Consider the following 25,377-nt stretch of genomic DNA (forward strand, 5'->3'; position numbering starts at 1 on the left):
ACACCAGCGCGGGTCATTTAGCGAAGCGGAGAAAAAGTGCACCCACCCTCACCCAAGCTGAGCTGTATCACGCTTATTGTAATCTCGCACTAACAGACAAACTGCAATTTACGTAACAAATATGGATGAGATGAACTGGCATTTTGCCACACCGTCTTTTTTAATGTCGGGATTCGTTGTATAATGAACAGGTGTGAAATTGGCAGAGGAGGAAATTCCATTGCGGACAAAGATACTCGAAATCCTGCGCAGTGCAGGCGATGCTTATATATCCGGCGAGGAGATGGCCAGCCGGCTTGGTGTTTCGCGGACGGCTGTCTGGAAACACATCCGTGAGCTGCGGGAAAACGGCTATGATATCGTCAGCCATTCGCGCAGCGGCTACTCGCTGCGTGAGACGCCGGACCGGCTGCTGCCGAGTGAGATCCGGCATGGGCTGAAGACGCAGTGCGTGGGGCGGGATATCCACTTTGAGGAGGTCCTCGACTCGACCAACAATGTCGCCAAGCGCTTGGCAGCTGCTGGTGCGGCCGATGGCACCATCGTGGTGGCTGAGCAGCAGACTGGCGGCAAAGGACGGTTGGAGCGCCAGTTCTTTTCGCCGGCAGGCAAGGGCATCTGGTTCTCGGCAATCCTGCGGCCGCCGTTCATGCCACAGGAGGCGCCAAAATGCACGCTGATGGCAGCGGTAGCTGTGTCAATGGCCATGGAGCGGTTTGGACTTAAGGCCGGCATCAAATGGCCTAACGATCTGCTCTACGAGAACCGCAAGCTCGTGGGGATATTGACTGAGATGAGTGCTGAGATGGATCGCATCAATCACATCATCATCGGCACGGGCATCAATGTCAACATACTGCCGGAGGAATTTCCCGCCGATATCCGGGAAACTGCGACTTCCTTGCAGGCGATGAACGGCGGCAGGCCGCTGCCGCGGGTGAAGTTTTTCCAGGCGGTCTTAGAGGCAATGGATGAGCTTTATGCTGAGGTCCTGGCAAACGGCTTTGCTCCAATCATGGAGGCCTGGCGCAAGTATTCAATCACGCTGGGGCAGGAAGTCCGCGTCATCGGCGTGCGGAATGGGGAAGAATATACGGGGACGGCCGTAGATATCGATGATGATGGCGCGCTGCTCGTCGATGCGGCTGATGGCCGCCATCGTGTATTGGCTGGCGATGTCTCCATCCGTCCGAAGAAGTAAGAAAATCAGGAGGAATATCCTTTGTTATTAGTATTCGATATTGGCAACAGCAACATTGTCATGGGAACTTATGAGGGCAAGAAACTCATCAAGCATTGGCGTATCTCGACCGACCGGCAGAAGACTGGTGATGAGTACGGCATGCTCATGAATGACTTGTTCCGCTATCAGGGAATCCGCATGACGGATATCCATGCGATCATCATCTCGTCGGTGGTACCGCCGCTCGTCGTGCCGATGGTCAAGATGTGCGAGCGCTATTTCCACATCCATCCGCTGGTTGTGGGGCCTGGCATCAAGACTGGCATCAAGCTGCATTATGAGAATCCGCGTTCTATCGGTGCCGATCGTATCGTCAATGTTGTCGGTGCCTACGAACAGTATGGCGGGCCGCTTATCGTCATCGATATCGGTACGGCGACGACCTTCGACGTGGTTGGCGATGCAGGCGATTTCCTTGGCGGCGTTATCGCGCCGGGCATCGGTACGAGCGCTGATGCGCTGTTCCAGAGTGCTGCCCAGCTGCCGCGCATCGAGCTGGTACCGCCCAAGCAGATTATCTGCCGCAATACGATCCAGGGCATGCAGGCAGGCATCATTTTTGGCTACGTCGGCCAGATCGATGAGATCGTGCGGCGCATCAAGGAAGAGTATGGCAAGGAGATGAAGGTAATCGCTACGGGCGGTCTGGCCCGCATGATTGCCAAGGAATCCGCGACAATCGACAAGGTCGACCACTTCCTGACGCTGACGGGACTGCAGGCTCTTTACGAGCGCAATGCTGACCGCCGCGAGGGGCATAATCCCGAGCGCCTCAAGAAGGAGAACGAAGTATGAGCATGGATATCGGCAAATTCCACTTTGAGCAGCCGGTATTCCTGGCGCCGATGGCCGGTGTGACTGATACGGCCTACCGCATCATCGCGCACGATATGGGCTGTCCGCTCTGCTACGCTGAGATGGTCAGCAGCCAGGGCATACATTTCCGCAATGAGCGCACGCTGGAGATGCTCAAGACGGAGCCCGAAGAGCGGCCGATTGCCATGCAGATCTTTGCCAATACGCCGGCGATGGCGGCTGAGGCGGCCAAATATGTCGAGGATCTCGGCATGGCCGATATCCTCGATTTCAACATGGGCTGTCCGGCACCGAAGATTGTCAAGAATGGCGAGGGATCGGCGCTTATGCGCGAGCCGGCTAAGGCGTTTGCGATACTTTCGGCTATCCGCCGGGCCGTCAAGATGCCGTTCACGGTCAAGATGCGCAAGGGCTGGGATGATGACAACGTCAATGTGCTGGAGATAGCCAAGCTGGCCGAGGAGGCCGGCGTCGATGCCATTGCCGTCCATGGCCGCACGCGTGAGCAGTTTTACCGCGACAATGCCGACTGGGAAATCATCGCGGCGGTCAAACAGATGGTGAACGTGCCGGTCATCGCCAATGGCGATGTGCGCAGCTGTGCTGATCTCAAGAAGATCTTTGCGGTCACAGGCGCTGACGGAGTGATGATTGGCCGCGCCGCTCAGGGAAATCCGTGGATTTTCCGCCAGCTCACCCATTACCTGCAGACTGGGGAGGAGCTCCCGGGGCCGACGATGCAGGAGCGTGCAGAGGTCATCCTGCGGCATTTGGATCTGTTGCTCAAATACAAGGGCGATTATGTGGGCCCGCGTGAGATGCGCAAGCATGCGACCTGGTATACCCGGGGCATAAAGCATGGGGCAATCCTGCGCGACCGTTTCAACAAGGCGGAAACGCGGCAGGATTTCGTGGATATCATCGATGAATTTTTTTGACTAGAAAGAAGGATATAGATGGCAGAGGAGAAGACTTCAATCTGGAATCAATACAGCGAAAAGGAAAAGCAGGAGCTGGAAGAACTCAACAAGGGTTACCGTGAATTCCTGTCAAACTGCAAGACTGAGCGCGAAAGCGTGACTGAGGCCGTAAGACAGGCCGAGGCGGCAGGCTACCGCAATCTCGCTGACATTGTGAAAAGCGGTGAGACGCTGGCAGCTGGGGACAAGGTCTATGCAGTCAATATGAAGAAAGCTGTCGTGATGTTCAACATCGGCGAGGAGCCCTTAGAGCAGGGCATGAACATTCTTGGTGCGCATATCGATACCTGCCGCCTCGATGTCAAGCAGAATCCGCTCTATGAAGATGGCGGCCTCGCATATCTTGACACGCATTATTATGGTGGCATCAAGAAATACCAGTGGGTGACGCTGCCGCTGGCACTGCATGGTGTCGTTGCCAAGAAGGATGGCCGCGTCATCGATATCTGCATCGGTGAGGCGGAAGAAGATCCGGTATTCTGCGTTACGGACCTGTTGATCCATCTTTCCCAGGAACAGATGAAGAAGAATGCTGCTAAGGTCATCGAGGGCGAGAATCTCGATATCCTCGTCGGCAATTACCCGCTCAAGAAAGAGGACAAGGAATCGGTCAAGGATGGCGTGCTCAAACTCATCAAGGATAAATATGATATCGATGAGGAAGACTTCCAGTCGGCTGAGCTGGCATTGGTGCCGGCAGGTAAGGCGCGCGAACTCGGCTTTGACCGCAGCATGATCTTAGCGTATGGTCAGGATGACCGCGTCTGCTCGTATACTTCGCTGGTTGCCATGCTGGCGACGGGCCACATGAAACGCACGGCCTGCTGCCTGCTGGTCGACAAGGAGGAAATCGGCAGTGTCGGTGCGACGGGCATGCAGTCGCATTTCTTCGAGAATGCTGTGGCAGAGGTCTTGAATGCCTGCGGGGCTTATACGGACCTTACGCTGCGCCGCACACTGGCAAACTGCAAGATGCTGTCCTCGGATGTGTCGAGTGCTTATGATGCGCTTTATGCGAGTGCCTACGATAAGAAGAATGTCTCCTATCTGGGCCGCGGCATGGTGTTCAACAAGTTCACGGGGGCGCGTGGCAAGTCGGGTTCCAACGATGCCAATGCAGAATACCTGGCGGAGCTGCGCCGCATCATGGATGGCAATGATGTCCACTACCAGCTCGCTGAGCTCGGCAAGGTCGATCTCGGTGGCGGCGGCACGATTGCCTATATCATGAGCCTGTATGGCATGCAGGTCATCGACAGCGGTGTCGGTGTCATGAGCATGCATGCACCTTGGGAGGTAACGAGCAAGGTCGATGTCTACGAGGCTCGCAAAGCGTATACAGCCTTTCTCAATGAAGCTTGAATTCAATAAAAAACGCGGCTCGCAAATCATGCGAGCCGCGTTTTCATGTATGAGAATTGAATTGGAAAACTTCTTGTACAAAACGAAATCAATCTTCGATTGCCGTTTCGAGGGCTATCTTGATCATGTCGTTGAAGGTAGTCTGGCGTTCCTCTGCCGTGCAGGCCTCGCCCGTCAGCAGATGATCGCTGACCGTGAACAGAGCCAGAGCCTGGACATGAGCCTCAGCAGCGAGGGTATAGAGGGCTGCGGCCTCCATCTCGACGGCAAGCACACCGTACTTGCGGAGCTTGTCGTTGTCGATCTCATCATCGTAGAAGCGGTCAACGGAGATGATGTTGCCGACCTTGGCATGCAGGTTGAGCTTTCTCGTGTTGGCTACGGCTTTTTCGAGCAGCTCGAAATCAGCCAGCGGTGCGTAGTTGATCGAACCACCGAAGATGTTCTTGATGATGGAAGAATCGGTGCTGGCGCCCTGGGCAATCAGCACATCACGTAGTTTGACATCAGGGTGCATACCGCCACAGGTGCCGACGCGGAACAATTTCTTGCAGCCGAAGGCATGGATGAGCTCGTGGACGTAGATGGAGATGGACGGGATGCCCATACCCGTTCCCTGCACGGATACAGGAACGCCCTTGTAGGTGCCCGTGTAACCTAAGATGTTGCGGACAGAGGTGTACTGCTTCGGATTATCGAGGAAGTTCTCTGCAATGAACTTTGCCCGGAGCGGATCGCCTGGCAGCAGGATACGCTCAGCGATGTCGCCTTTTTCGGCGCCGATATGTGGTGTTGCCATGATGAATTCCTTCTTTCTCAAAAATGGATTCGGAAAATTTAAAACTTGCATATTAATTATAAAAAAAAATAAGAAATAAGAAAAGGCCAAATGTCTAAAAAGTATTAGAAAAGAATTAAAACAAGCGGTTTAGTACCTGATTTGACAAATACGTGCTAATTGTGCTATAATCACGTACGTTGATATAAGTTGTCAAGACAATCGCGGCTGGCTTAGAGCCAGATGAGGAAAGTCCGGGCTCCACAGGGCAGTGTGCTGGATAACGTCCAGCGAGGGTGACCTTAGGGAAAGTGCCATAGAGATTTAGACCGCCTGACTTGTCAGGTAAGGGTGGAAAGGTGCGGTAAGAGCGCACCAGCAGTCAGGTGACTGGCTGGCTTGGGTAAACCCCACACGGAGCAAGACCAAATAGGGAAGGGATGATGCGGCCCGCGGAACCTTCCGGGTTGAGTCGCTTGAGCCGGCAGGTAACTGTCGTGCCTAGATAAATGATTGTCGCCGCGCAAGCGGAACAAAACTCGGCTTATTGATTGCTTATAGCAACGTGAAATGAATATTGTGGCTGTCAGTAATGGCAGCCAATTTTCATGTCTGGATACTTTCTGAAAAAAAACTGGAAGAACACGCCACATTAAGAGCGAATAAGAGAGTTTTTAAAAAATAGCAGGAATACGACGACTTATGTCGTATTATATAAAGTGGGTTCTATAAAGATATGGAACAAGCCGAATCCAGCCCAGGAGCGGGGGAACCAATTTCCTTGGGGCGAACGTCAGGCTCATGGTGATCGTGAAATTGACGCGGGTGGTCTTCTCTACCCGAGCCCGGCAGCTAACCTCGTAGGCGAATAGAGAGAGGAGTGGCTTTTTGAGTAAAGCAATGCGCGTATTTGCGCTATCCATGATCCTTATGTGCTGGTTTTCCGTATGCGGGGCTTCGGCATTCCGCGTAGGCGATCAGGGCACCGAGGTAGCAGAGATCCAGGGACAATTGGTCCGTCTCGGCTACGACGTCTCAGCTGATGGTGACTTCGGTCCGGCCACGGCTGAGGCAGTGAAGGCATTCCAGTCATCGCACGGTATGAATGCAGATGGACAGGTAGGTTCCTCGACTTACGTGGCACTGCTCGGCAAATCGATGCCGGCTGTAAAGCATGGTTCCAACTACATCAACCGTACGATTCTCTCCGAGTCCATGCAGTACCTTGGTGTACCGTATGTATTCGGTGGCACGACGCCGAACGGCTTTGACTGCTCGGGCTATGTGCAGTATGTCTTCGCACATGCTGGCGTTTCCCTGCCGCGTACGGCGGATGTCCAGTATGAGTGCGGCACGCCGGTTTCTTCCGGTGAGCTCATGCCAGGTGACCTGGTATTCTTCTCGACGTATGATGCGGGTGCATCCCATGTCGGCATCTATCTTGGTGACCGTCAGTTCATCAATGCGTCGTCGAGCCGCGGCGTCAGCGTAGCATCGCTTGACAGCTCCTATTGGGGCTCCTGCTACATCGGCGCTCGCCGGGTAATGTAAGATGACCAGTATGGTTGGGAGAGGCAGAGGCCTCTCCACTTTTTTTATTGATAGAAGGAGGACAGGATGGGGGATCTCTTTTTAGCTTTGCTGATATTCCTGATGGCAGCATATACCTTCTGGGATGAATTGTTCACGAATTAATTAGAAATATTCGCAAAAATAGGCAGGAATTTTGCCGCAGGTCACGAAATACATAAACAATGAGTACCTTGTAGGTAGTGATAAGATGTAGAATGATGGATTCAGTTTATGAGGAGTGACCACAATGGCAAAAGTAAGGATTCTCAACATGATGTTCTATGGGTTCCATGGCGTTTATGAATATGAGCGTGAGCAGGGCCAGAAATTCTATCTTGATATCGAGATCGAGACGAAAGATGACCGCATGGCAGAGACTGATGATGTCCGGGATGGCGTCGATCCGGCTGCTATCTACGACATCGTTAAAGACGTGACGGAGAATAAGCGCTTTCAGATGCTGGGAGCTCTGTCGGCTCATATCGGCGATAAGCTCCTAGCAAAATATCCGCATTTCCATACGGTTACGGCACGTATCCGCAAACCATCGGTGCCGATTTCGGGGCCAATCGACTATGTTGAGGTCGAGACCACTCGCGTGCAGAAGTAATAGAAGAAGATACAGGTCATCAGTCAGAGGCTGGCTGATGACCTTTTGTCATGTCAAGATCCCGTCATTATTCCGCAAAATATTTCTGAAATTGTAATGGAAAGTGTTGCATTCGATTTAAATATTCGCTAAGATGAATAAATGTATAGATCTAAGGATGGCGATAGCATGGATTCCGAAGATAGATATTATCTAGCGGCACTAGTACGCACACCAGGTGTGGGCAGCCGGTTGCTGCAGCAGCTGCTGGCACATTTCACGTCAGCACGGGCAGTCTGGGAGGCTGATGGAGAGACGCTCGTTTCTCGAGGCGGCTTGTCATCTGGGCAGGCACAGCGCTTGGCCGTGTTTTGCCGTCAGCAGCCGTCGCTGCCAGAGCAGCTGGCAGCTGCCTGCCGGCAGGCGGCTGTGCAGCTGTGTACGATCTGGCAGAAAGATTACCCTAATATATTGAAGGAAATCTTCGATCCGCCGATGGTCTTGTTCTATCGGGGAACGTTGCAACCGCAGGCTGCACGCGTTGCTATGGTAGGATCCCGCCGCTTTACGCCGTATGGCGAAGGGATTGCCCTGGAGTTTGGGGAACGTTTGGCGGCGGCAGGCCTTACGCTGGTAAGCGGCGCTGCTCGTGGTATCGATACCGCTTCCCATAGAGGCGCACTCAAAGGCGGCCGCACGGTTGCCGTGCTGGGCTGTGGGGCAGATGTCGTCTATCCGCCTGAGAACCGGCGGCTGCTCGCGCAGATCATTGATGCGGGGGGAGCCGTCATCTCAGAGTATGGCCCTGGTACCCAGCCCCTGCCGGCTTTCTTTCCGGCGCGCAATCGCATCATCAGCGGATTATCCCAGGGGACTGTCGTTATCGAGGCAGCCAGCCGCTCGGGATCGCTGATCACGGCAGAACTGGCTTTATCTGAAGGACGCGATGTATTTGCTGTTCCTGGCAGCATCTATTCGCCGACGAGTCAGGGGTGCAACCGGCTGATCCAGCAGGGGGCAAAACTCGTGCAGGGGCCTGGGGATATCCTTGAAGAGTACGGGCTGGCAGTGCCGCCTAAGAAGAAAACGACACGGGAATTTACGCCTGAGGAGCGTCAGGTCTGGCAGGTCCTCTCCTTTGAGCGCCCGTTGTCCATGGATGAGATCATCCAGAGCCTGCCGGATGGTGAAATGTCGAATCTGGCCTTTATCCTTTTGCAGATGGAACTAAAAGGCCTTGTTATAGAGAATGAGCTGCATGCCTATCGGCGTGCTGAGAGGGAGTGAAGGTTTGGCTGCAGCAGCAACGAAAACCAAAACGAAAGCAAAGACGAAAGCTAAGGTCAAGAAAACCCTGGTTATCGTGGAGTCGCCAGCCAAGGCGAAAACCATTGAGAAGTATTTGGGACGCAAATATATGGTACGCGCATCGATGGGGCATCTGCGCGATTTGCCGAAGAGTCAGTTCGGCATAGATGTGGAGAATGAGTTTGAGCCGAAATACATCAATATCCGCGGCAAGGGCGATCTCATCAAGGCCTTGAAGAAGGACGCCAAGAATGCCGATAAAGTCTATCTGGCAAGCGACCCTGATCGCGAGGGCGAGGCGATTGCCTGGCATCTGTCGTATATCCTGGGGCTGAATCCTGAGGAAGACTGCCGTATCGTATTCAATGAGATCACCAAACCAGCAATCCAGGATGCTGTCAAGCATCCACGGGCCATCAATATCGATCAGGTTGATGCACAGCAGGCCCGTCGCATGCTCGACCGCATCGTGGGCTATAAGCTGTCGCCGCTCCTTTGGCGCAAGGTGCGCAAGGGACTTTCGGCCGGGCGCGTACAGTCGGTTACTGTCAAGCTGATCTGTGACCGGGAAAAGGAAATACAGGCGTTTGACTCGGTGGAGTACTGGACGGTTGGCCTCAAGCTGCGCAAGGATAAATCGGCCATGTTCGATGCAGAGCTCACCCATGTGGACGGCCAGAAACTCGAATTGCATAACGAAAAGGAAACCAATGAACTGCTGGCGGATTTTGACAAGCAGCAGCTTACGGTAGACTCTGTCAAGAAGAGTGAGCGCCGCCGCAAGCCGGCAGCTCCGTTTACGACGAGCTCTTTGCAGCAGGATGCTGCCCGCAAGCTCGGCTTCACGTCGCGCAAGACGATGATGCTGGCGCAGCAGCTCTATGAAGGTATCGAGCTGGGCCGTCATGGCGCAACTGGTCTCATCACGTATATGCGTACGGATTCCACGCGCCTGTCGGATCTGGCCCAGGATGAGGCCCGCAACTATATCAGCGAACAGTTTGGTGAGGCGTACATCCCTGCCAAGCCGAATGTCTATGCCGCTGGCAAGAAGGCTCAGGACGCACATGAGGCCATCCGTCCGACGGATGTCAACCTGACGCCGGAGACACTCGAGAAGTTCCTGAACAAGGACCAGCTCAAACTCTATACGCTGATCTGGCAACGCTTCACGGCGAGCCAGATGACACCGGCTGTCTATGATACGATGAGCATCAGCATCAAGGCGGGGCAGCGATACACGGTACGTGCTGCCGGCTCCAAGCTCAAATTTGCCGGTTTTACGGCTGTCTATGCCGGTGCAGATACGACGAAGAAGGAAAAAGACGTCGTATTGCCGGAGATTGCTGAAGGCGACGTGCTGACTACGGCCAAGACGCTGCCGCAGCAGCATTTCACCGAGCCGCCACCACGCTACAACGATGCCTCGCTCGTCAAGACGCTGGAGGAAAAGGAAATCGGACGTCCGAGTACGTATGCACCGATCATCGAGACAATCCAGGCACGCGGCTATGTGCAGCGCATCGACAAGCATTTCCAGCCGACGGAACTCGGCTTTGTCGTCGTCGATATGCTTGAGGAGTATTTCAAGAACATCGTTGATGTCAAGTTCACGGCCAATCTGGAAAATGAGCTCGATGAAATTGCCGAGGGCAAGGTCAAGAAGAACAATCTGCTCAGGGAGTTCTATGATCCCTTTGAAGAGACGCTCGAAAAAGCGGATGAGGCCATCGGTCATGTGGAGCTGCCGGTCGAGGTATCAGATGTGCAGTGTGAGCGCTGCGGCCGCATGATGGTCGTCAAACAGGGCCGTTTCGGCAAGTTCCTGGCCTGCCCCGGCTTCCCTGAGTGCCGCAATACGAAGCCGCTGCTCGTGGATACGGGGGTCAAGTGCCCGAAATGCGGCGGTGCCATCGTGGAGCGCAAGACGCGCCGCGGCCGTAACTTCTATGGCTGCAAGAATTATCCCGAGTGTGACTATACGACCTGGGATCAGCCACAGCAAGAGAAGTGCCCGGAATGCGGAGCCTTCATGCTCAAGCATCATTATAAGAATGGCCGTGCGTTGCTCTACTGCAGCAACGATGACTGCAAGACGCGCATCGACCATCCCATCAACAAGGAATTAGAGAAAATGCGCCAGCGTGCGGAGGCCAAGAAAGCCCGAGAGGCAGAAAAGGCTGCGCAGGCGGCGAATGAGGAAAAATAAACGTGGAAAAAGTTATTATCGTGGGAGCCGGTCTGGCCGGTTCGGAGGCCGCCTGGCAGGCGGCTGAGCTTGGCGCTGAGGTCACGTTGTACGAGATGCGCCCCGAAAAGTCAACGCCGGCCCATAAGACGGCTGGCTTTGCTGAGCTTGTCTGCAGCAATTCGCTGCGCGGGGCTGGCCTTGAAAACGCAGTCGGCGTGCTCAAAGAGGAGATGCGCCGACTGGGCTCCATCATCATGGAGGCTGCCGATGCGACAAAGGTGCCGGCGGGCGGGGCGCTGGCTGTTGACCGCCACGGGTTCAGCGACTATGTGACGAAGAAGGTCACGGAGCATCCGCACATCACGGTTATCCATGAAGAACTTGAAGCTATCCCGCTGGCAGAGGATGCGATTACGGTCGTGGCCAGTGGGCCGCTGACAGCCGGCAAGCTCGCTGAGGACATCGCTGCCCGTACTGGCAACGATTCGCTGTATTTCTATGATGCGGCAGCGCCAATCGTCAGCATCGATTCAGTGGATATGAGCAAGGCTTACCGTGCCTCCCGCTATGGCAAGGGAGAGGCAGCCTATATCAACTGTCCGATGACGAAAGAAGAATATGAGGCGTTCTGGACTGAGCTTGTCCATGCGGAAAAGGCACCGACCAAGGATTTTGAGAAGGAGAAATTCTTTGAGGGCTGCATGCCGGTTGAGGTCATGGCAAGCCGAGGCAAGGACACGCTGCTCTATGGTCCGCTGAAACCTGTCGGGCTTGAGCACCCTGAGACAGGCGTGCGGCCGCACGCTGTCGTTCAGCTGCGCCAGGATAATGCCAGTGCAACGCTCTACAATATCGTCGGTTTTCAGACCCATCTCAAATGGCCGGAACAGCGCCGTGTGTTTGGCATAATCCCGGGGCTCGAGAATGCTGAGTTCCTGCGCTACGGTGTCATGCACCGCAATACGTTCCTGAATTCACCGCAGCATATGCGCGCAACGTTGCAGTTGCGCGGTGAGGATAATCTGCTGTTTGCCGGTCAGATGACGGGGGTTGAAGGCTATATCGAGTCCGCATCATCGGGACTCATCGCCGGTGTCAATGCTGCACGCCTGGCTATGGGCAAGGAGCCTTTGGTATTCCCGGAGGAAAGCTGCCATGGTGCACTTTGTCATTACATCACGACCAGTGAGGCAAAGCATTTCCAGCCGATGAATGTCAATTTCGGCATCCTGCCGGAGATTGATATGCGCAATGAGAACGGCAAATACATCAAGGACAAGAAGCTCAAGAAACAGCGGCTGGCCGAGCGGGCGCTGGCTGCTATCGAAACGTTCAAAGCAAAGATTGGAGAATGACGCAATGGAGACACAATTTCATGCAACGACAATCTGTGCCGTACGCAAGAACGGCAAGACAGCTATTGCTGGTGACGGACAGGTAACGTTTGGCGAGCACACGATCATGAAGGCGAATGCCCGCAAGGTGCGCCGCCTCTATCATAACAAGATCCTGGCTGGCTTTGCTGGCTCCGTGGCGGATGCCTTCACGCTATTCGAGAAATTCGAGGCAAAACTCGAGTCATATAATGGCAATCTGCAGCGGGCGGCTGTTGAATTGGCCAAGGAGTGGCGTACGGACAAGGTGCTGCGCAAGCTGGAGGCACTGCTGCTCGTGGCGGATCACGATACGATGCTGATGCTTTCGGGCAATGGCGAGGTCATTGAGCCGGATGGCGATGTGGCGGCAATCGGATCGGGCGGCTTCTACGCGCTTTCAGCTGGCCGTGCCATGGTCAAGCATACGGAGATGAGCGCTGGCGATATCGCCAAGGAGGCACTGTCGATCGCGGCAGATATTTGTGTTTATACGAACCATAACATCAAGGTGGAGGAACTGGACTAATGAAGGAAATCGGCGTAAATGAACAGACTCCGCGTCAGATCGTCGAGGAGCTCAATAAATATATCGTTGGTCAGGATGAGGCTAAGCGTTCTGTAGCTATTGCCCTGCGCAATCGTTGGCGCAGCCGTCAGTTATCTGACGATATGCAGGAAGAGGTCATTCCGAAGAATATCCTGATGATCGGTTCTACTGGTGTCGGCAAGACAGAAATTGCCCGTCGGCTGGCCAAGCTGGTCAATGCGCCGTTCATCAAGGTGGAGGCAACGAAATTCACCGAGGTTGGCTATGTGGGCCGCGATGTCGAATCCATCGTGCGCGACCTCGCGGAGACAGCGGTGCGCATGGTGCGTCAGCAGCGTCTGGATTCGGTGCAGGACAAGGCTGCTGAGCTGGCTGAGGAGCGCATCCTCGACGTGTTCGTACCTGAGCCCCGCAAAGCCCAGAGTCCGCTGGGCCGCCTGTTTGGCACCGATAGCGAAGAAAAGACTGAGGAGCAGCCTGAGCCTAAGTATCAGGCGGGCCGTGACTGGGTGCGCAAGCGTCTCAAGAATGGCGAACTTGAGCAGGAAACTATCGAAATCGATGTCGAGGAAGCTGGTAAGCCCATGGTCGGCATGTTTGCTGGATCAAGTCTCGAGGGGATGGGCGATAACCTGCAGGATATGATCGGCAATCTCATGCCCAAGCGTCATAAGAAACGCAAGGTAACAGTTGAGCAGGCCCGCAAGATCTTCACGCAGGAAGAGGCAGGCAAGCTTATCGACATGGACGCTGTAGCTGATGAGGCGATAAAGGTTGCTGAGCACAGCGGCATTGTGTTCCTCGATGAGATCGACAAAGTGGCTGTGAAGGGCAATTCTTCGGGGGCTGATGTTTCCCGCGAGGGTGTGCAGCGCGATATCCTGCCAATCGTTGAAGGCTCGACAGTCATGACGAAATATGGCCCGCTGAAGACGGACCATGTGCTGTTCATTGCTGCTGGTGCGTTCCATATGGCAAAACCCTCGGACCTTATTCCGGAGCTGCAGGGACGTTTTCCGATTCGCGTCGAGTTGAAATCCCTGCGCAAGGAAGACTTTGAGAAGATCCTTACGGAACCGCGCAATGCACTGCTGAAGCAGTATGAGGCATTACTTGCGACGGAAGATGTGAAGATCGTGTTCCAGCCGGATGCGATTTCCCGTTTGGCCCAGCTGGCCTGCGATGTCAACGAGCAGGCTGAGGATATCGGCGCTCGCCGCCTGCACACCCTGCTGGAAAAACTGCTGGAGGAAATCAGCTTCACGGCACCGGAACTTGCCGAAAAGGAAATCATCATTGATGCCGCTTATGTGGATAAGCAGCTGTCGGATATTGTCGTGAACCGCGATCTGTCCCAGTTTATCCTCTGAATGGGCACATCCTGTCAAATATTTCGAAAATTTAATTAAAAATATTGTTCAACATCTATGATTATTTTGAAAAATGTGATAAGATAATTATAGTTATAATCAGGCTGATTTATAGCCCGAGGAAGAATAGCGGAATATTTGAAAAAGGAGAAAGCTTAAATGGAATCATTACTGAAAAAAACCAGAAAGATCAATCAGCTGCTGCAGCGTTCGGAAAATGTCGAATATGATGGTATTTCCCGTGTACTCAGCAATGTCCTTGGGGCGAATGTCTATATCACGAACCGCAAGGGGAAGATTTTCGGTTATGCTTTCATCGATGACTTCGAATGCGATCTCATGGTCGACAAGGTCATCAACCAGGGTGAGTTCCCGAAGCACTATGTGAGCTGGCTCATGCGCATGGATGAGACGAATGCCAATCTGCGTTCCAAATCTGGCATGTGTGCTTACGAAGAGAATACGAAGTGCATGTTCAATGGCAAAAACACGACCATCGTTCCAATCTATGGTGTCGGCGAGCGCATCGGCACGCTGATCGTTGCCAAGTATGACGAAGAGTTTACGGATGATGACCTGCTGCTCTGCGAGTATGGTGCTACGGTAGTTGGTATGGAAATGCTGCGTGACCATGCCGAGAAGATTGAGATTGAGGCGCGCAAGAAGGCTACGGTCCAGATCGCACTTGAAACGCTGTCGTTCTCGGAGCGCAAGGCGGCGTTCGCTATCCTTTCGGCTCTGCAGGATACGGAAGGCCTGCTCGTGGCATCGAAGATTGCTGATGAGGTCAAGATCACGCGCTCGGTTATCGTCAACGCGCTGCGCAAGTTCGAATCGGCAGGCGTCATCGAGTCGAGATCGCTGGGCATGAAGGGCACGTATATCAAGGTGCTCAACGAGTACCTGCTCGATGGAGTGCGTAAATTGAAGGATTGAACATTCTGCTTATTATAGCTGGCACCATTTCGTGCCAGCTTTTTTCGTTCCTGAAAAAAATTACACAGGGTATCTTCTAAAAAAGAGAAAAAAATGATAAACTTTAAAGGAATTGCAGGCATTATGTAGAAAATAAATAAAAGGTAACTATAGCCGGACGGAAAATATGAAAGAAAGGATGTGATTCCGGAAATGCTGGAACAGATCGTGAACTCGTCGAACTTCGATTATCTGGGCCGGGGCCTGGCGGCGGCGACGATGCGCCATGAAGTCATCAGCAACAACATTGCCAATGTGAATACGCCGAACTTCAAGCGAAGTGCGGTGAATTTTGAGGACCTGCTGGCAAAGGAACTGCATCTGGACAATGACGGCAGAAGACTGAACATGGTAAGGACGCATGACCGTCATTTGCCGATGGCCTTGCCAGGCAAGGCGCAGGCTGTCATCGAAGAAGACGGAACGACGACGATGCGCGTCGATAACAACAATGTGGATATCGATATCGAGATGGCAGGGCTGGCGAAGAATCAGCTCTACTACAATGCGATGACCACAGAGCTCGGCAGCTTCATCACGAAGATGAAGAATGTCATCACAAGCGGCCAGAGCTGATGAAGGATCAGGGATATAGAGGAGATAACTTATGAGCATGTTCTTAGGAATTGATGCGGCAGCGTCGGGCCTCACGGCTGAACGCCTGCGCATGGACGTCATTTCCAACAATATTGCCAATGCTAATACGACTAGGACTCAGGAAGGCGGTGCTTATCACCGCCGTTATGTAGTCTTTGAGCCCCGTATGAAGGGAAACAACAGCTTTTCGAGTTTCCTGCAGAAATCGGTCAACAAGCTGGAGGCTGGTGACGGCGTGCGGGCTATTGGCATTCAGGCAGATGATACGCAGGGCCCGCTTGTCTACGATCCGGGACATCCGGATGCTAATGCACAGGGGTATGTGGAGCGTCCTAATGTCAATATCGTTGCCGAGATGGTCGATATGATCACAGCATCGCGTGCCTATGAGGCGAATACGACGACCATCAATGCGGCCAAGTCCATGGTGACGAAAGCCCTGGATATGGGCAAGTAAGCGCAATCATAGTTGTTTTTATTGAAAGGGTAAAGATATGGAGATAGCAGCATTGCAGATGACTCCGGTGTCCATGCATGCGGACAGTCATCTGGGCGAAACACAGCCTAAGAAAGAAGTCAAGGGCTTTGGCGAATATCTGACGGATGCCTTGAAAAAGACGAATGAACTTCAGCTGGAGTCTGACCGTGAAAATGCGCTGTTGGCAGCCGGTCAGATCGATGATGTCGCGCAGGTGGTCATTGCCAGCCAAAAAGCTGACATTGCCCTGCAGCTTACCCTTCAGCTGCGCAACCGTGCGGTTTCCGCTTATCAGGAAATCATGCGCATGCAGGTATGATGACACAGTATAGATGATATAGAATTGACTTGAAGGGATTGAGATCATGGGAGATTGGAAAGAGCGGTACGAGAACCTGTGGGCCAGGTTCAGTAAACGCCAGCGGTATATCATGCTGGGGTCCGCTTTGGCTATTCTCGTTGCTATTATCGGGGTCAGTGCCTGGTATGGCAATAAGCCGGATATGGTTCCATTGTTTACCAATATGGAGACAAAGGATGCCGGTGAAGTAGCGGCAAAATTGAAAGAATCGAAAGTTGATTTTGAGGTACAGGAGAATAAGCAGGGAACAACGATTCTCGTCCCGTCGAAGAATGTGCATAATGTTCGACTGGAATTATCGTCCCAGGGATTGCCGCGTGGCAATAAGGGCTTTGAGATTTTCGATGACAGCAAACTCGGTGTTACGGAGTTCCAGAATAAGGTAAATTACCTGCAGGCCCTGCAGGGAGAGCTGACGCGTACCATCGAGCAGATCGAAGCCGTTGAGAAGGCGCGTGTGCATATCGTGCTGCCAGAGGACAGCTTGTACAAGAAAAACGAGAAACCGGCGACTGCTTCGATCATGTTGCATCTCAAGCCGCATGTTGAGCTGAGCAAGAAGGAAATCAAAGGTATCGTGAACCTGGCTGCTAACAGTATCCAGGGGCTCAAGCCGGAGAATATCACGATCATCGATGATACGGGCAAGATCCTCAATGATCCGGATGAAAATGAAGAGAATAGCGTTGGCGCGAAGACGATGACGCAACTCGATATGACCAAGAAGGTTCAGGATAATATCCAGAAGAACATCCAGTCCTTGCTGGATCAGTCGCTGGGCGAGGGGCGTGCATTTGCACGTGTCAGCGTAGAGCTGGATTTTGATGACCGCACGACGGATAAGCAGACCTTTACGCCGGTGGTTGATGATTCGGGTATCATCCGCAGCCAGCAGGATCTCAGCGAGAACTACAATGGCACGTCGACGCAGCCAGGTGGTGCGGCTGGTGTCCAGTCGAATGTACCGGGCTACGTCGCTCAGAATGGCAATGCCAATGCTGAATACGAGAAGAAAGAGTCGACGAAGAACTACGAGATCAACGAGGAGAAATCGAAAGTCGTAGCTGCACCGGGCTCTATCCGCCGCCTGAATGTTGCGGTCCTCGTCAATGAGGATGTCAATGCGACGCAGCAGGACAGCATCATGCGTACGGTCAGCAGTGCCGCTGGCATCAATCAGGACCGTGGCGACACGATCTCGGTTGAGCCGCTGCCGTTCAGCACGGAGCTCAGAGACCGCCGTGCTGCTGAAGAACAGGCTGCTAAGGATAGAGAAGACCGCATCTTCTACATGCAGATCGCAGCCGTGCTGCTGGTACTGGCTTTGATCGTGGCCTATATCATGATGCGCCGCAGAAAGAAACAGCAGGAACTGGCGGCTCTCGAGGAGCAGAGACGCCTCGAAGAGGAAGAGAAACAGCGTTTGGCTGCCGAAAGAGCAGCTCTTGTGGAGGCCGGCGAAGTGGGCGAAGAAGAGCTTACCGAAGAAGAACAGCGTCGTCTCACCGAGAAACAGACGCTGCAGCAGCTCATCGATCAGAAACCGGCCGAGGTGGCTATGCTTATCAAGACTTGGCTTTCGGAGGATGAATAAATGGCATTTGATATGTATGGAGAAAGCGAGTCGGAGCTCTCCAATCAGCAAAAAGTTGCGATATTGTTTATAGCGCTGGGGCCTGAGTATTCGGCCAAGCTGTTTCAGCATCTCGATGATGAAGAGATCGAGAAGATCACCCTTGAGATTGCCAATCACAAGCAGGTCAGCTCGGAACAGAAGGCGGCCGTCATCAGTGAGTTCTATCAGATGGCGATGGCCAGGGACTACATTTCGAATGGTGGTCTCGAGTATGCACAGAACGTACTCGAGAAGGCCCTGGGCTCCGAAAAGGCGATGGAAATCCTCAACCGCCTGACGACGAGCCTGCAGGTCCGTCCGTTCGACTTCCTGCGCAAGACCGATCCGTCGCAGCTCATGAACTTTATCCAGAACGAGCATCCGCAGACGATTGCGCTTATCATGGCTTATCTCGATCCCGATCAGGCAGCTACTGTCCTCGGATCGCTGACGCCGGAGCAGCAGGCTGATGTTGCTAAGCGTATTGCGCAGATGGACCGCACTTCGCCGGATCTCATCCGCGAGGTGGAGCGTGTCCTCGAGCGCAAGCTCTCGGCACTGGTTACGCAGGATTTCACGACGGCGGGTGGTGTCAAGGCTATTGTCGAAGTGCTCAACCGCGTCGACCGTACGACCGAGAAATCCATCATCGAGACTCTCGAGGTGGACAATCCGGAACTGGCCGAGGAGATCAAGCGCCTCATGTTCGTATTCGAGGATATCGTCCAGCTCGACGACCGTTCGCTGCAGATGGTTCTGCGCGAGGTGGATACGAAGGATCTGTCGCTGGCTCTCAAGGCTACGCCGCAGGAAGTCGCCGACAAGGTATACAGGAATATGTCCAAACGTGCTGCCGACATGCTGCGTGAGGAGATCGAGTTCATGGGCCCGGTCAAGATCCGCGATGTCGAGGAGGCACAGCAGAAGGTCGTCAATGTCATCCGCACGTTGGAGGACAAGGGCGAAATCGTTGTTTCGCGTGGACAGGGAGACGAGATGATTGTCTAAGGTTATCAAGGCCGCTGTATGGAAAGACAATCCTCATTACATCGATACGCCGGAGCCGCCAAAGCAGGAGACTCCGGCTGATGTGATGATGGATGATGAGGCTTTGTCCCATATGATGGCAGAAATTGCTGCCAAGGAGCAGCGGGCATCAGAGATGCTCAAGGATGCCAAAGTAAATGCAGAGATAATCAAACAGGAGGCCCAGGCGGAGCATGAGCGGCTTATCGCTGAGGCTCAGCAGGAAATCGACGAGCTTAAAGAACAGGCTCAGCAGGAAGGCCGCCGTGAAGGTTATGAGGCTGGCCATGCTGATGGCGAGCAGAAAGTTCGCGAGGAGATGGCAGAGCTGATCCGGCAGGCCAATGCCAAGGCCGAGAAGACGCTGGCGGATGCCAAGGCTGCTTCGCAGGACTACGTCCAGCAGGCAGAGCACGATGTCGTGACGATTGCCATGAGCGTGGTGGAGAAGGTATTGCCGCAGCACTTCATCGATGTGCCGCAGGTGGTACTTCCCCTCGTCAAGGACGCTATCCTGAAGGTCAAGAATCAAAAGGAACTTATCGTCCATGTGCCACCGGAAAGCTATGATCTGGTACTCATGGCGCGTGATGAGTTCCGCACGATCCTGACCTATGGCGATGCTATACTGACAATCAAGTCTGATGAAAGCTTGAAAGCTGGCGATTGTTTGATTGAAACACCGAATGGCAGTGTTGATGCGCGTCTGGCGACGCGTATGGAGCTTTTGAAACAAGCAGTACGGGATGTAATGTTATGACTGATGTGAGGGACAACAAGGGGTTCCAACTGAATATCGGGAAGTTCACGGATGCTGTGGCGGCCTGTCCTTCGATGAAGCTGACGGGCAAGGTCACCCAGGTCATCGGACTGGTCATTGAGGCCCAGGGGCCGACGGTCAGTGTTGGCGAACTGTGCTATGTCCACTCACGTTTTGCCAATGTGCCGCCGATTCCGGCTGAAGTCGTCGGTTTCCGCGAGGGCTATGTCATGCTGATGCCGGTCGGCGAGATGCAGGGCATAGGGCCAGGCTGCGAAGTCGTGTCGGCGCAGAAAATGCTGCAGGTCAAGGTGGGGCCGGAGCTTTTGGGCCGAGTGCTCGATGGCTTAGGCAATCCGATGGATGACAAGGGGCCGCTCTTATGCAAGGAGGAATACCCTTTGCAGGCTGATCCGCCAGCCCCGCTTACGCGTCCGCGCATCCATGAGAACTTGTATGTCGGTGTGCGGGCAATCGATGGACTCATCACGATGGGTGAGGGGCAGCGTATCGGTATCATGGCTGGTTCAGGCGTCGGCAAATCGACCCTGCTGTCGATGATTGCCCGCAATACCGAGGCGGATATCAGCGTCATTGCACTCGTGGGGGAGCGTGGCCGTGAGGTTCGCGACTTCATCGAACGCGATTTGGGCGAAGAGGGCATGAAACGGTCGGTTGTCGTTGTGGCAACCTCTGATCAGCCAGCGCTCGTCCGCATCAAAGGCGCGATGACAGCTACGGCGATTGCCGAATATTTCCGCGATCAGGGCCGCAAGGTCATCTTGATGATGGATTCGGTCACACGCTTTGCTATGGCACAGCGTGAGGTGGGCTTGACGATTGGCGAGCCGCCAGCAACGCGTGGCTATACGCCATCTGTCTTTGCCATGCTGCCACGCCTGCTGGAGCGGGCGGGCACGAGTGCGACGGGCTCTATCACGGGAATCTATACGGTCCTGGTCGACGGTGATGATATGAATGAGCCGATTGCCGATGCGGTCCGCAGTATCCTTGATGGGCACATCGTCCTGAGCCGCAAGATCGCGGCCCAGAACCATTTCCCGGCTATCGATGTCATGCCGAGCGTCAGCCGTGTCATGAATGAAGTAGTATCGCCGGAGCATTTGAAGGCTGCACAGCAGATGCGTCAGCTTATGGCGGTCTACCGTGATGCGGAAGACCTCATCCATATCGGCGCTTATGTCAAGGGCTCAAGCGCCAAGATCGATGAATCCATCGCCAAGATCGATGCGATCAATGATTTCCTTTGTCAGGGAATCTTTGAGGTGGATACTTATGAGGATACCGAGAATAAGCTGATTGGCATATCTGGGTGAGTTGAATGAAGAAGTTCAAGTTTCAGCTGGAGACCCTGCTCAAGGTAACGCGCATGAAGAAGGAGGACGCGGAGGTGGCCTTCGCAGAATCGGCGCGTAAACTCGAGGAAGGCAGGGCGGCGCTGGCAACCCTCATGGCAGAGATGCAGCAGGGCCAGCGGGACTATGAGGCGTTATCGCAGGAAGGCATAAAGGTAACGATTGGGCGTCTGATGACGTTCAACAGTTTCTTTGCCTGGAAGCGTGAGCAGATAGAGATGCAGCAGGGAATCATCCTGCAGCTGCGCGCAGAAAAGCAGAAGAAACTGCAGGAACTCATGGAAGTCATGAGCTATCTCAAGAGCATAGAACAGCTCAAGGAGAAAAGGCTGCAGGAATACAAGGAAGAAGCGATGCAGGAAGAGCAGAAGATGCTCGATGAGATTGGCCTGCAGCTGACGATGAGAAGGAAGGCAGGGGAAGCTTCATGATAAACCTGATGGGAGTACGGGCCGTGCAGGCAAGGATTGCCCAGCTGCAGCAGCAGTTTGGCATGCCGGGGCCGGTTCCAGGCATGGACTTTCAGCAGAAACTCGATAAGGAAATCCAGCGGGCAAAGACAGGGGGAACAGCTGCTGCGGCAGCTGGCGCTGCTGCTGAGACGGCAAAGCTCAAGGATGCAGTGGTACATAGCAGCAATGATGCTGGCAGCACTGCAAACCCATTTCCATCCTATTCAGTCAACAGCAGCTTGCCGGTGGCTGATCAGAACCTTTCCACGCTCATCGATGCGGCGGCTCGCAAGTATAATGTCGATCCCAAGCTCGTATCGGCTGTAGCTGAAGTCGAGTCAGGCGGCAATCAGGATGCAACCTCGTCTGCTGGTGCAGTCGGTGTCATGCAGCTGATGCCTGATACGGCAGCTGCCTTGGGGGTCAATCCTTACGATAAGAAGTCGAACATCGAAGGTGGGGCAAAGTACCTGCGGCAGATGCTCGATGCCTTTGACGGCGATGTCCGCCGGGCGGTAGCCGCTTACAATGCCGGCCCGCAGGCAGTAAGGGATTACGGTGGAGTTCCGCCCTATCAGGAAACGCAGAATTATGTCAGCAAGGTGCTGGATATCTACCGGTGATGGTTCAGTCATGGTAAATAGTAGATCAAGGTAAAGGCAGGTAATACGATGGCAGGGGAAAAGCCAAAGAAAAAAGGAAAGAAAATAGTGAAGCTGCTGCTGATGCTCTTCCTGTTGCTGGTACTTATCATTGGCGGATTTGCCCTGGGCATCTATCTGCGGCTGTTTGATACACAGGAGGCAAATGAGAAGCTGGGGCTCCATGAGCTGCCTGTGGTGGGGCAGTATTTCGTGAAGCCTGCACCGACGCAGGCAGAGATGGAGAATACACCGGTGGAAGATGTCAAGCCGGAAAAAGACGAGAAGAAACAACCGCAGTCCAAGAAGATCACCATTTCCAAGAAAGAGATCGAGAAGCAGATGAAAGAGCGCGAGGCTGGTGAGCGTAAACGTGTCTCGAAGCTGGCGCGTCTCTATAATTCGATGAAGCCGAAAGATGCGGCCAAGGCGATGGATGAGCTGGATGATGATCTCTGCATCGCCATCCTGCAGCGCATGGATGAAGGCAATGCGGCCAAGGTCTTGTCGGAGTTCGAGGCAGGTAAGACTGCACGGCTGACGCAGATCATGTATGAAGGCACGCAGAAGCAGATGAATACGGAAGAAGATGTACGCAAGATGCTGGAAGCTGAACAGGCAAAGCAGAATGGTGAGAATACAGAGACATCGGCAGATCAATGAAAGAAAGTCCTTCCTGGTTGGCAGGAAGGACTTTTTTCGGGCAGCGAGAATTTATTACTTAAGAGAATCAAGGATTCTTACGATACATAGTATAGTAAGGAGGTGAGTGTGTGAATACAGCAAATGTAATGGCTGTTGCGCCGCAGGCTGGAGCACAGACGAAGGTACAGGCGAACAAGCCTGTCGTGAAATCTGGGAAAAGCGCTGGCAAGGGGATGGAATCCTTTGGCGATGCTCTGGATAAACTCGATCAGGACATCAAAGAAGCAATGACGCAGACAGCCGGAAAAGAGCAAGGAAGCACAGCAGACGATGGTGATGTCATGGAGGATGCACCAAAAGATCCGCTGGCTGCAGTGCTCGCTGCATCACAACAAGGGAATGAAACGCAGACTCAGGGAGAGGAAATGGCCGAGCCAATGCCGGAGGCAAAAGAACCGGCGACAGTAGTAGATCTTACTGCTGAGGCTGAGGCGGCTTTTATCGATAAAATGGTGCAGAAGGAGGACAAGGCCGCAGACCTGCAGAGCCTGATTCCTCAGTCTGCTGAGGAGAGTCAGAAAAAACAGGATTTCCTGGCCATGCTGTCTGGACAGCAGCTCAAGGGTAGAGACCATCGGGCGTCGGCACCGACAATGTCCGAAGCGGTAGAGGGAAAGCCGAAGCAGGCACCGACGCTGCTTGAGTCACAGCTGTTGAAGGCGCAGCAGGATGCTGCAAGTAAGGGAGCGGCTGTTCCTGCGGAAAATATCCTGCAGGGCTCCAATGCCCAGTCAAGGACAATCAATCCGCAAATGGCCCCGGCTGTGCAAGAACAGCAGCAGACTCCGCTTGCAACACAGCTGACAGCGGCTGCTCCTGCAGTACAGGAACTGGCAAAACAGCCGGCAGTACAGCAGATGGTGCTGCAGGATCCCGCTGCTAAGCAGGAAGCCAGGAGTGATAAGAACATCACGGAGCTTCTGGGAGATGCAGGATTCACAATAGAAGAGAACACGGAGACTGCACCTATCCGCATGGATACGCAGCAGACTATGAGGCAGGCTGGACAACAGGCTCAATCCAACGGACAGCAGCAGGCGAATGCTCAGCTGGTGGCAGAGGATGCTAAGACATCAGCATCAGTACAGCAGCTGCCAGAGGAAGCTGTTGGTGATAGGGCACCGGTAGATCAGCAGCCCGCTGCGGGACAGACGGTAAGTGCCTTCCAGCAGAGCCTGCAGGAGAGCATCACGGGCACAGCGGCCTCAAAGAGACAGGATGTGCAGCAGCCACAGACTGATTTTGACATCCCGCGTCAGATTATCGATCAGGCCCGTCTGATACGTCGGGCTGAAGATACGCAGATGGTCATCAAGCTCCATCCCGAGCACCTAGGAGAGTTGACGCTGAAAGTTTCGGTTACGCAGAATGGTTCGGTCAATGCTTCGTTCCACAGTGATAATGCACAGGTACGGGCAGTCATCGAGAATTCGCTCGTGCAGCTTCGTCAGGAGCTTAACAATCAGGGACTCAAGGTGGATAGCGTTGAGGTCTATGCGGGGCTGGCCGATGGACAGCTGCCGCAGGAACAGGGGCAGCAGGCCTGGCAGGATCAGCAGGGAAGCAATGCCAGCAATATACGCGGAATCGCAATGGATGCGGAGGAATATGGTGAGGAAGCTGAAGCACTGGCAGCAGCTGCTATGCAGGGAACAGCGCCGGCAGCTTCCGATGGCGTAGACTACCGGATATAGAAGTTAGGAAGTGAGTATATGGCAAATTCACTCAATACCATTACGACAAATGGTGTAACCCAGACGCTGGAAAGTTATCAGCAGTCGCAGTCTAATTCGACAAAGAGTGCCAATGATGCACTGGGCAAAGACGCATTCCTGCAGCTGCTGGTCACGCAGATGAAGTATCAGGATCCGCTGGATCCACAGGATAATGGCGAATATCTGGCTCAGCTGGCACAGTTCTCGGCACTGGAACAGATGACGAATGTTGCGGATGGCTTATCGAGTGTGTCGCAGCTGGTCAGCAATATCGATACGTCGGTCCTTGTTGGACAGCTCAGCAGCATGATTGGGCAGCAGGTCCAGTGGACGACGACGACAACGACGACCGATGCTGATGGCAATACCAAGACGCTCAAGAATACCTTGGAAGGCACGGTCAAGGGCGTCAGCATTTCGGATGGATCGCCATCCATCGTGGCTGAGGCCGGAGGCAAGACCTATCAGGTAGCTATCAGCGATGTGACGCGTATTGGTGAGGGATCGAAAAATACGTAATCGTTAATAAGGGAAAGGCAAGGGA

At 53.8% G+C, this 25,377-nt stretch carries 25 protein-coding genes, 1 other RNA gene and 1 riboswitch; of the genes, 25 read left to right on the top strand and 1 reads right to left on the bottom strand.

Annotated features, from left to right (window positions below; genetic code table 11):
• Positions 1-220 precede the first annotated feature (220 nt).
• From BM322_RS08535 to BM322_RS08550, 4 genes are read left to right on the top strand one after another with little or no spacing between them, the layout of a single operon-like run.
• On the top strand, positions 221-1,201 hold the full coding sequence (locus BM322_RS08535; protein WP_075429654.1) for a biotin--[acetyl-CoA-carboxylase] ligase: 981 nt from the start codon (positions 221-223) through the stop codon (positions 1,199-1,201).
• A gap of 21 nt (positions 1,202-1,222) precedes the next feature.
• Positions 1,223-2,038: a type III pantothenate kinase gene (locus tag BM322_RS08540; protein WP_075429656.1), complete on the top strand. Its 816-nt coding sequence runs from the start codon at positions 1,223-1,225 to the stop codon at positions 2,036-2,038.
• 2 nt (positions 2,039-2,040) lie between these two features.
• On the top strand, positions 2,041-2,997 hold the full coding sequence (dusB, locus tag BM322_RS08545; protein ID WP_075429793.1) for a tRNA dihydrouridine synthase DusB: 957 nt from the start codon (positions 2,041-2,043) through the stop codon (positions 2,995-2,997).
• Between the two features lie 18 nt (positions 2,998-3,015).
• Positions 3,016-4,401 carry an aminopeptidase gene (locus tag BM322_RS08550; RefSeq protein WP_075429658.1) on the top strand — a complete coding sequence of 462 codons (1,386 nt, stop codon included), beginning with the start codon at positions 3,016-3,018 and terminating at the stop codon, positions 4,399-4,401.
• Positions 4,402-4,489: 88 nt separating this feature from the next.
• Here BM322_RS08550 and deoD read toward each other — a convergent pair whose 3' ends face one another.
• Positions 4,490-5,200 carry a purine-nucleoside phosphorylase gene (gene deoD / locus BM322_RS08555; RefSeq protein ID WP_075429660.1) on the bottom strand — a complete coding sequence of 237 codons (711 nt, stop codon included), beginning with the start codon at positions 5,198-5,200 and terminating at the stop codon, positions 4,490-4,492.
• A gap of 185 nt (positions 5,201-5,385) precedes the next feature.
• Here deoD and rnpB point away from each other — a divergent pair.
• The 21 genes from rnpB to BM322_RS08660 all read left to right on the top strand — a co-directional run bounded on the left by rnpB (position 5,386) and on the right by BM322_RS08660 (position 25,352).
• Positions 5,386-5,741, top strand: an RNA gene (rnpB, locus tag BM322_RS08560) — RNase P RNA component class A.
• 172 nt (positions 5,742-5,913) lie between these two features.
• Positions 5,914-6,062: riboswitch (cyclic di-AMP (ydaO/yuaA leader) on the top strand.
• Positions 6,063-6,079: 17 nt separating this feature from the next.
• A complete protein-coding gene (locus BM322_RS08565; protein ID WP_177220848.1) occupies positions 6,080-6,730 on the top strand; it encodes an NlpC/P60 family protein in 651 nt (216 codons plus the stop codon).
• 268 nt (positions 6,731-6,998) lie between these two features.
• Positions 6,999-7,361, top strand: coding sequence for a dihydroneopterin aldolase (gene folB, locus BM322_RS08570; protein ID WP_075429664.1), 363 nt, complete (start codon positions 6,999-7,001; stop codon positions 7,359-7,361).
• A gap of 168 nt (positions 7,362-7,529) precedes the next feature.
• Complete coding sequence (dprA, locus tag BM322_RS08575) at positions 7,530-8,627, top strand: DNA-processing protein DprA (RefSeq protein ID WP_075429666.1); 1,098 nt, start codon at positions 7,530-7,532, stop codon at positions 8,625-8,627.
• Positions 8,590-10,857 (top strand): type I DNA topoisomerase, encoded by a 2,268-nt coding sequence (gene topA / locus BM322_RS08580; protein ID WP_075429668.1) that lies wholly within the window; start codon positions 8,590-8,592, stop codon positions 10,855-10,857. Before dprA ends, topA begins: the two co-directional genes overlap by 38 nt.
• Before the next feature lie 2 nt (positions 10,858-10,859).
• Complete coding sequence (gene trmFO / locus BM322_RS08585) at positions 10,860-12,194, top strand: methylenetetrahydrofolate--tRNA-(uracil(54)-C(5))-methyltransferase (FADH(2)-oxidizing) TrmFO (protein WP_075429670.1); 1,335 nt, start codon at positions 10,860-10,862, stop codon at positions 12,192-12,194.
• Between the two features lie 4 nt (positions 12,195-12,198).
• Complete coding sequence (gene hslV, locus BM322_RS08590) at positions 12,199-12,741, top strand: ATP-dependent protease subunit HslV (RefSeq protein ID WP_075429672.1); 543 nt, start codon at positions 12,199-12,201, stop codon at positions 12,739-12,741.
• A complete protein-coding gene (gene hslU, locus BM322_RS08595) occupies positions 12,741-14,132 on the top strand; it encodes an ATP-dependent protease ATPase subunit HslU (RefSeq protein WP_075429674.1) in 1,392 nt (463 codons plus the stop codon). The genes hslV and hslU overlap by 1 nt, the downstream gene beginning before the upstream one ends.
• 159 nt (positions 14,133-14,291) lie before the next feature.
• Positions 14,292-15,068: a GTP-sensing pleiotropic transcriptional regulator CodY gene (gene codY / locus BM322_RS08600; RefSeq protein ID WP_075429676.1), complete on the top strand. Its 777-nt coding sequence runs from the start codon at positions 14,292-14,294 to the stop codon at positions 15,066-15,068.
• A gap of 192 nt (positions 15,069-15,260) precedes the next feature.
• The gene (gene flgB, locus BM322_RS08605) at positions 15,261-15,683 is read left to right on the top strand and encodes a flagellar basal body rod protein FlgB (RefSeq protein WP_075429678.1); all 423 of its coding nucleotides are present in this window, start codon (positions 15,261-15,263) and stop codon (positions 15,681-15,683) included.
• Between the two features lie 31 nt (positions 15,684-15,714).
• Positions 15,715-16,161, top strand: coding sequence for a flagellar basal body rod protein FlgC (flgC, locus tag BM322_RS08610; RefSeq protein ID WP_075429680.1), 447 nt, complete (start codon positions 15,715-15,717; stop codon positions 16,159-16,161).
• A 37-nt stretch (positions 16,162-16,198) separates the two neighbouring features.
• The gene (fliE, locus tag BM322_RS08615; RefSeq protein WP_075429681.1) at positions 16,199-16,501 is read left to right on the top strand and encodes a flagellar hook-basal body complex protein FliE; all 303 of its coding nucleotides are present in this window, start codon (positions 16,199-16,201) and stop codon (positions 16,499-16,501) included.
• 46 nt (positions 16,502-16,547) lie between these two features.
• Positions 16,548-18,137: a flagellar basal-body MS-ring/collar protein FliF gene (gene fliF / locus BM322_RS08620; protein WP_075429682.1), complete on the top strand. Its 1,590-nt coding sequence runs from the start codon at positions 16,548-16,550 to the stop codon at positions 18,135-18,137.
• On the top strand, positions 18,138-19,166 hold the full coding sequence (gene fliG / locus BM322_RS08625; RefSeq protein WP_143102218.1) for a flagellar motor switch protein FliG: 1,029 nt from the start codon (positions 18,138-18,140) through the stop codon (positions 19,164-19,166).
• Complete coding sequence (locus BM322_RS08630) at positions 19,159-19,944, top strand: FliH/SctL family protein (RefSeq protein WP_075429683.1); 786 nt, start codon at positions 19,159-19,161, stop codon at positions 19,942-19,944. Before fliG ends, BM322_RS08630 begins: the two co-directional genes overlap by 8 nt.
• Positions 19,941-21,281, top strand: coding sequence for a flagellar protein export ATPase FliI (gene fliI / locus BM322_RS08635; protein ID WP_075429684.1), 1,341 nt, complete (start codon positions 19,941-19,943; stop codon positions 21,279-21,281). Before BM322_RS08630 ends, fliI begins: the two co-directional genes overlap by 4 nt.
• A 5-nt stretch (positions 21,282-21,286) precedes the next feature.
• Positions 21,287-21,751, top strand: coding sequence for a flagellar export protein FliJ (fliJ, locus tag BM322_RS08640; RefSeq protein ID WP_075429685.1), 465 nt, complete (start codon positions 21,287-21,289; stop codon positions 21,749-21,751).
• Positions 21,748-22,395, top strand: coding sequence for a lytic transglycosylase domain-containing protein (locus tag BM322_RS08645; RefSeq protein ID WP_075429686.1), 648 nt, complete (start codon positions 21,748-21,750; stop codon positions 22,393-22,395). The genes fliJ and BM322_RS08645 overlap by 4 nt, the downstream gene beginning before the upstream one ends.
• Positions 22,396-22,443: 48 nt before the next feature.
• Positions 22,444-23,076 (top strand): MotE family protein, encoded by a 633-nt coding sequence (locus tag BM322_RS08650; RefSeq protein WP_075429687.1) that lies wholly within the window; start codon positions 22,444-22,446, stop codon positions 23,074-23,076.
• A gap of 110 nt (positions 23,077-23,186) precedes the next feature.
• Positions 23,187-24,812 (top strand): flagellar hook-length control protein FliK, encoded by a 1,626-nt coding sequence (locus tag BM322_RS08655; protein WP_075429688.1) that lies wholly within the window; start codon positions 23,187-23,189, stop codon positions 24,810-24,812.
• Between the two features lie 18 nt (positions 24,813-24,830).
• Positions 24,831-25,352, top strand: a complete 522-nt coding sequence (locus tag BM322_RS08660; protein WP_075429689.1) for a flagellar hook capping FlgD N-terminal domain-containing protein — start codon at positions 24,831-24,833, stop codon at positions 25,350-25,352.
• Positions 25,353-25,377 lie beyond the last annotated feature (25 nt).

Origin of the sequence: Selenomonas sp. GACV-9 (genome assembly GCA_900116485.1) — a bacterium.
Lineage (GTDB): Bacteria > Bacillota > Negativicutes > Selenomonadales > Selenomonadaceae > Selenomonas_A > Selenomonas_A ruminantium_G.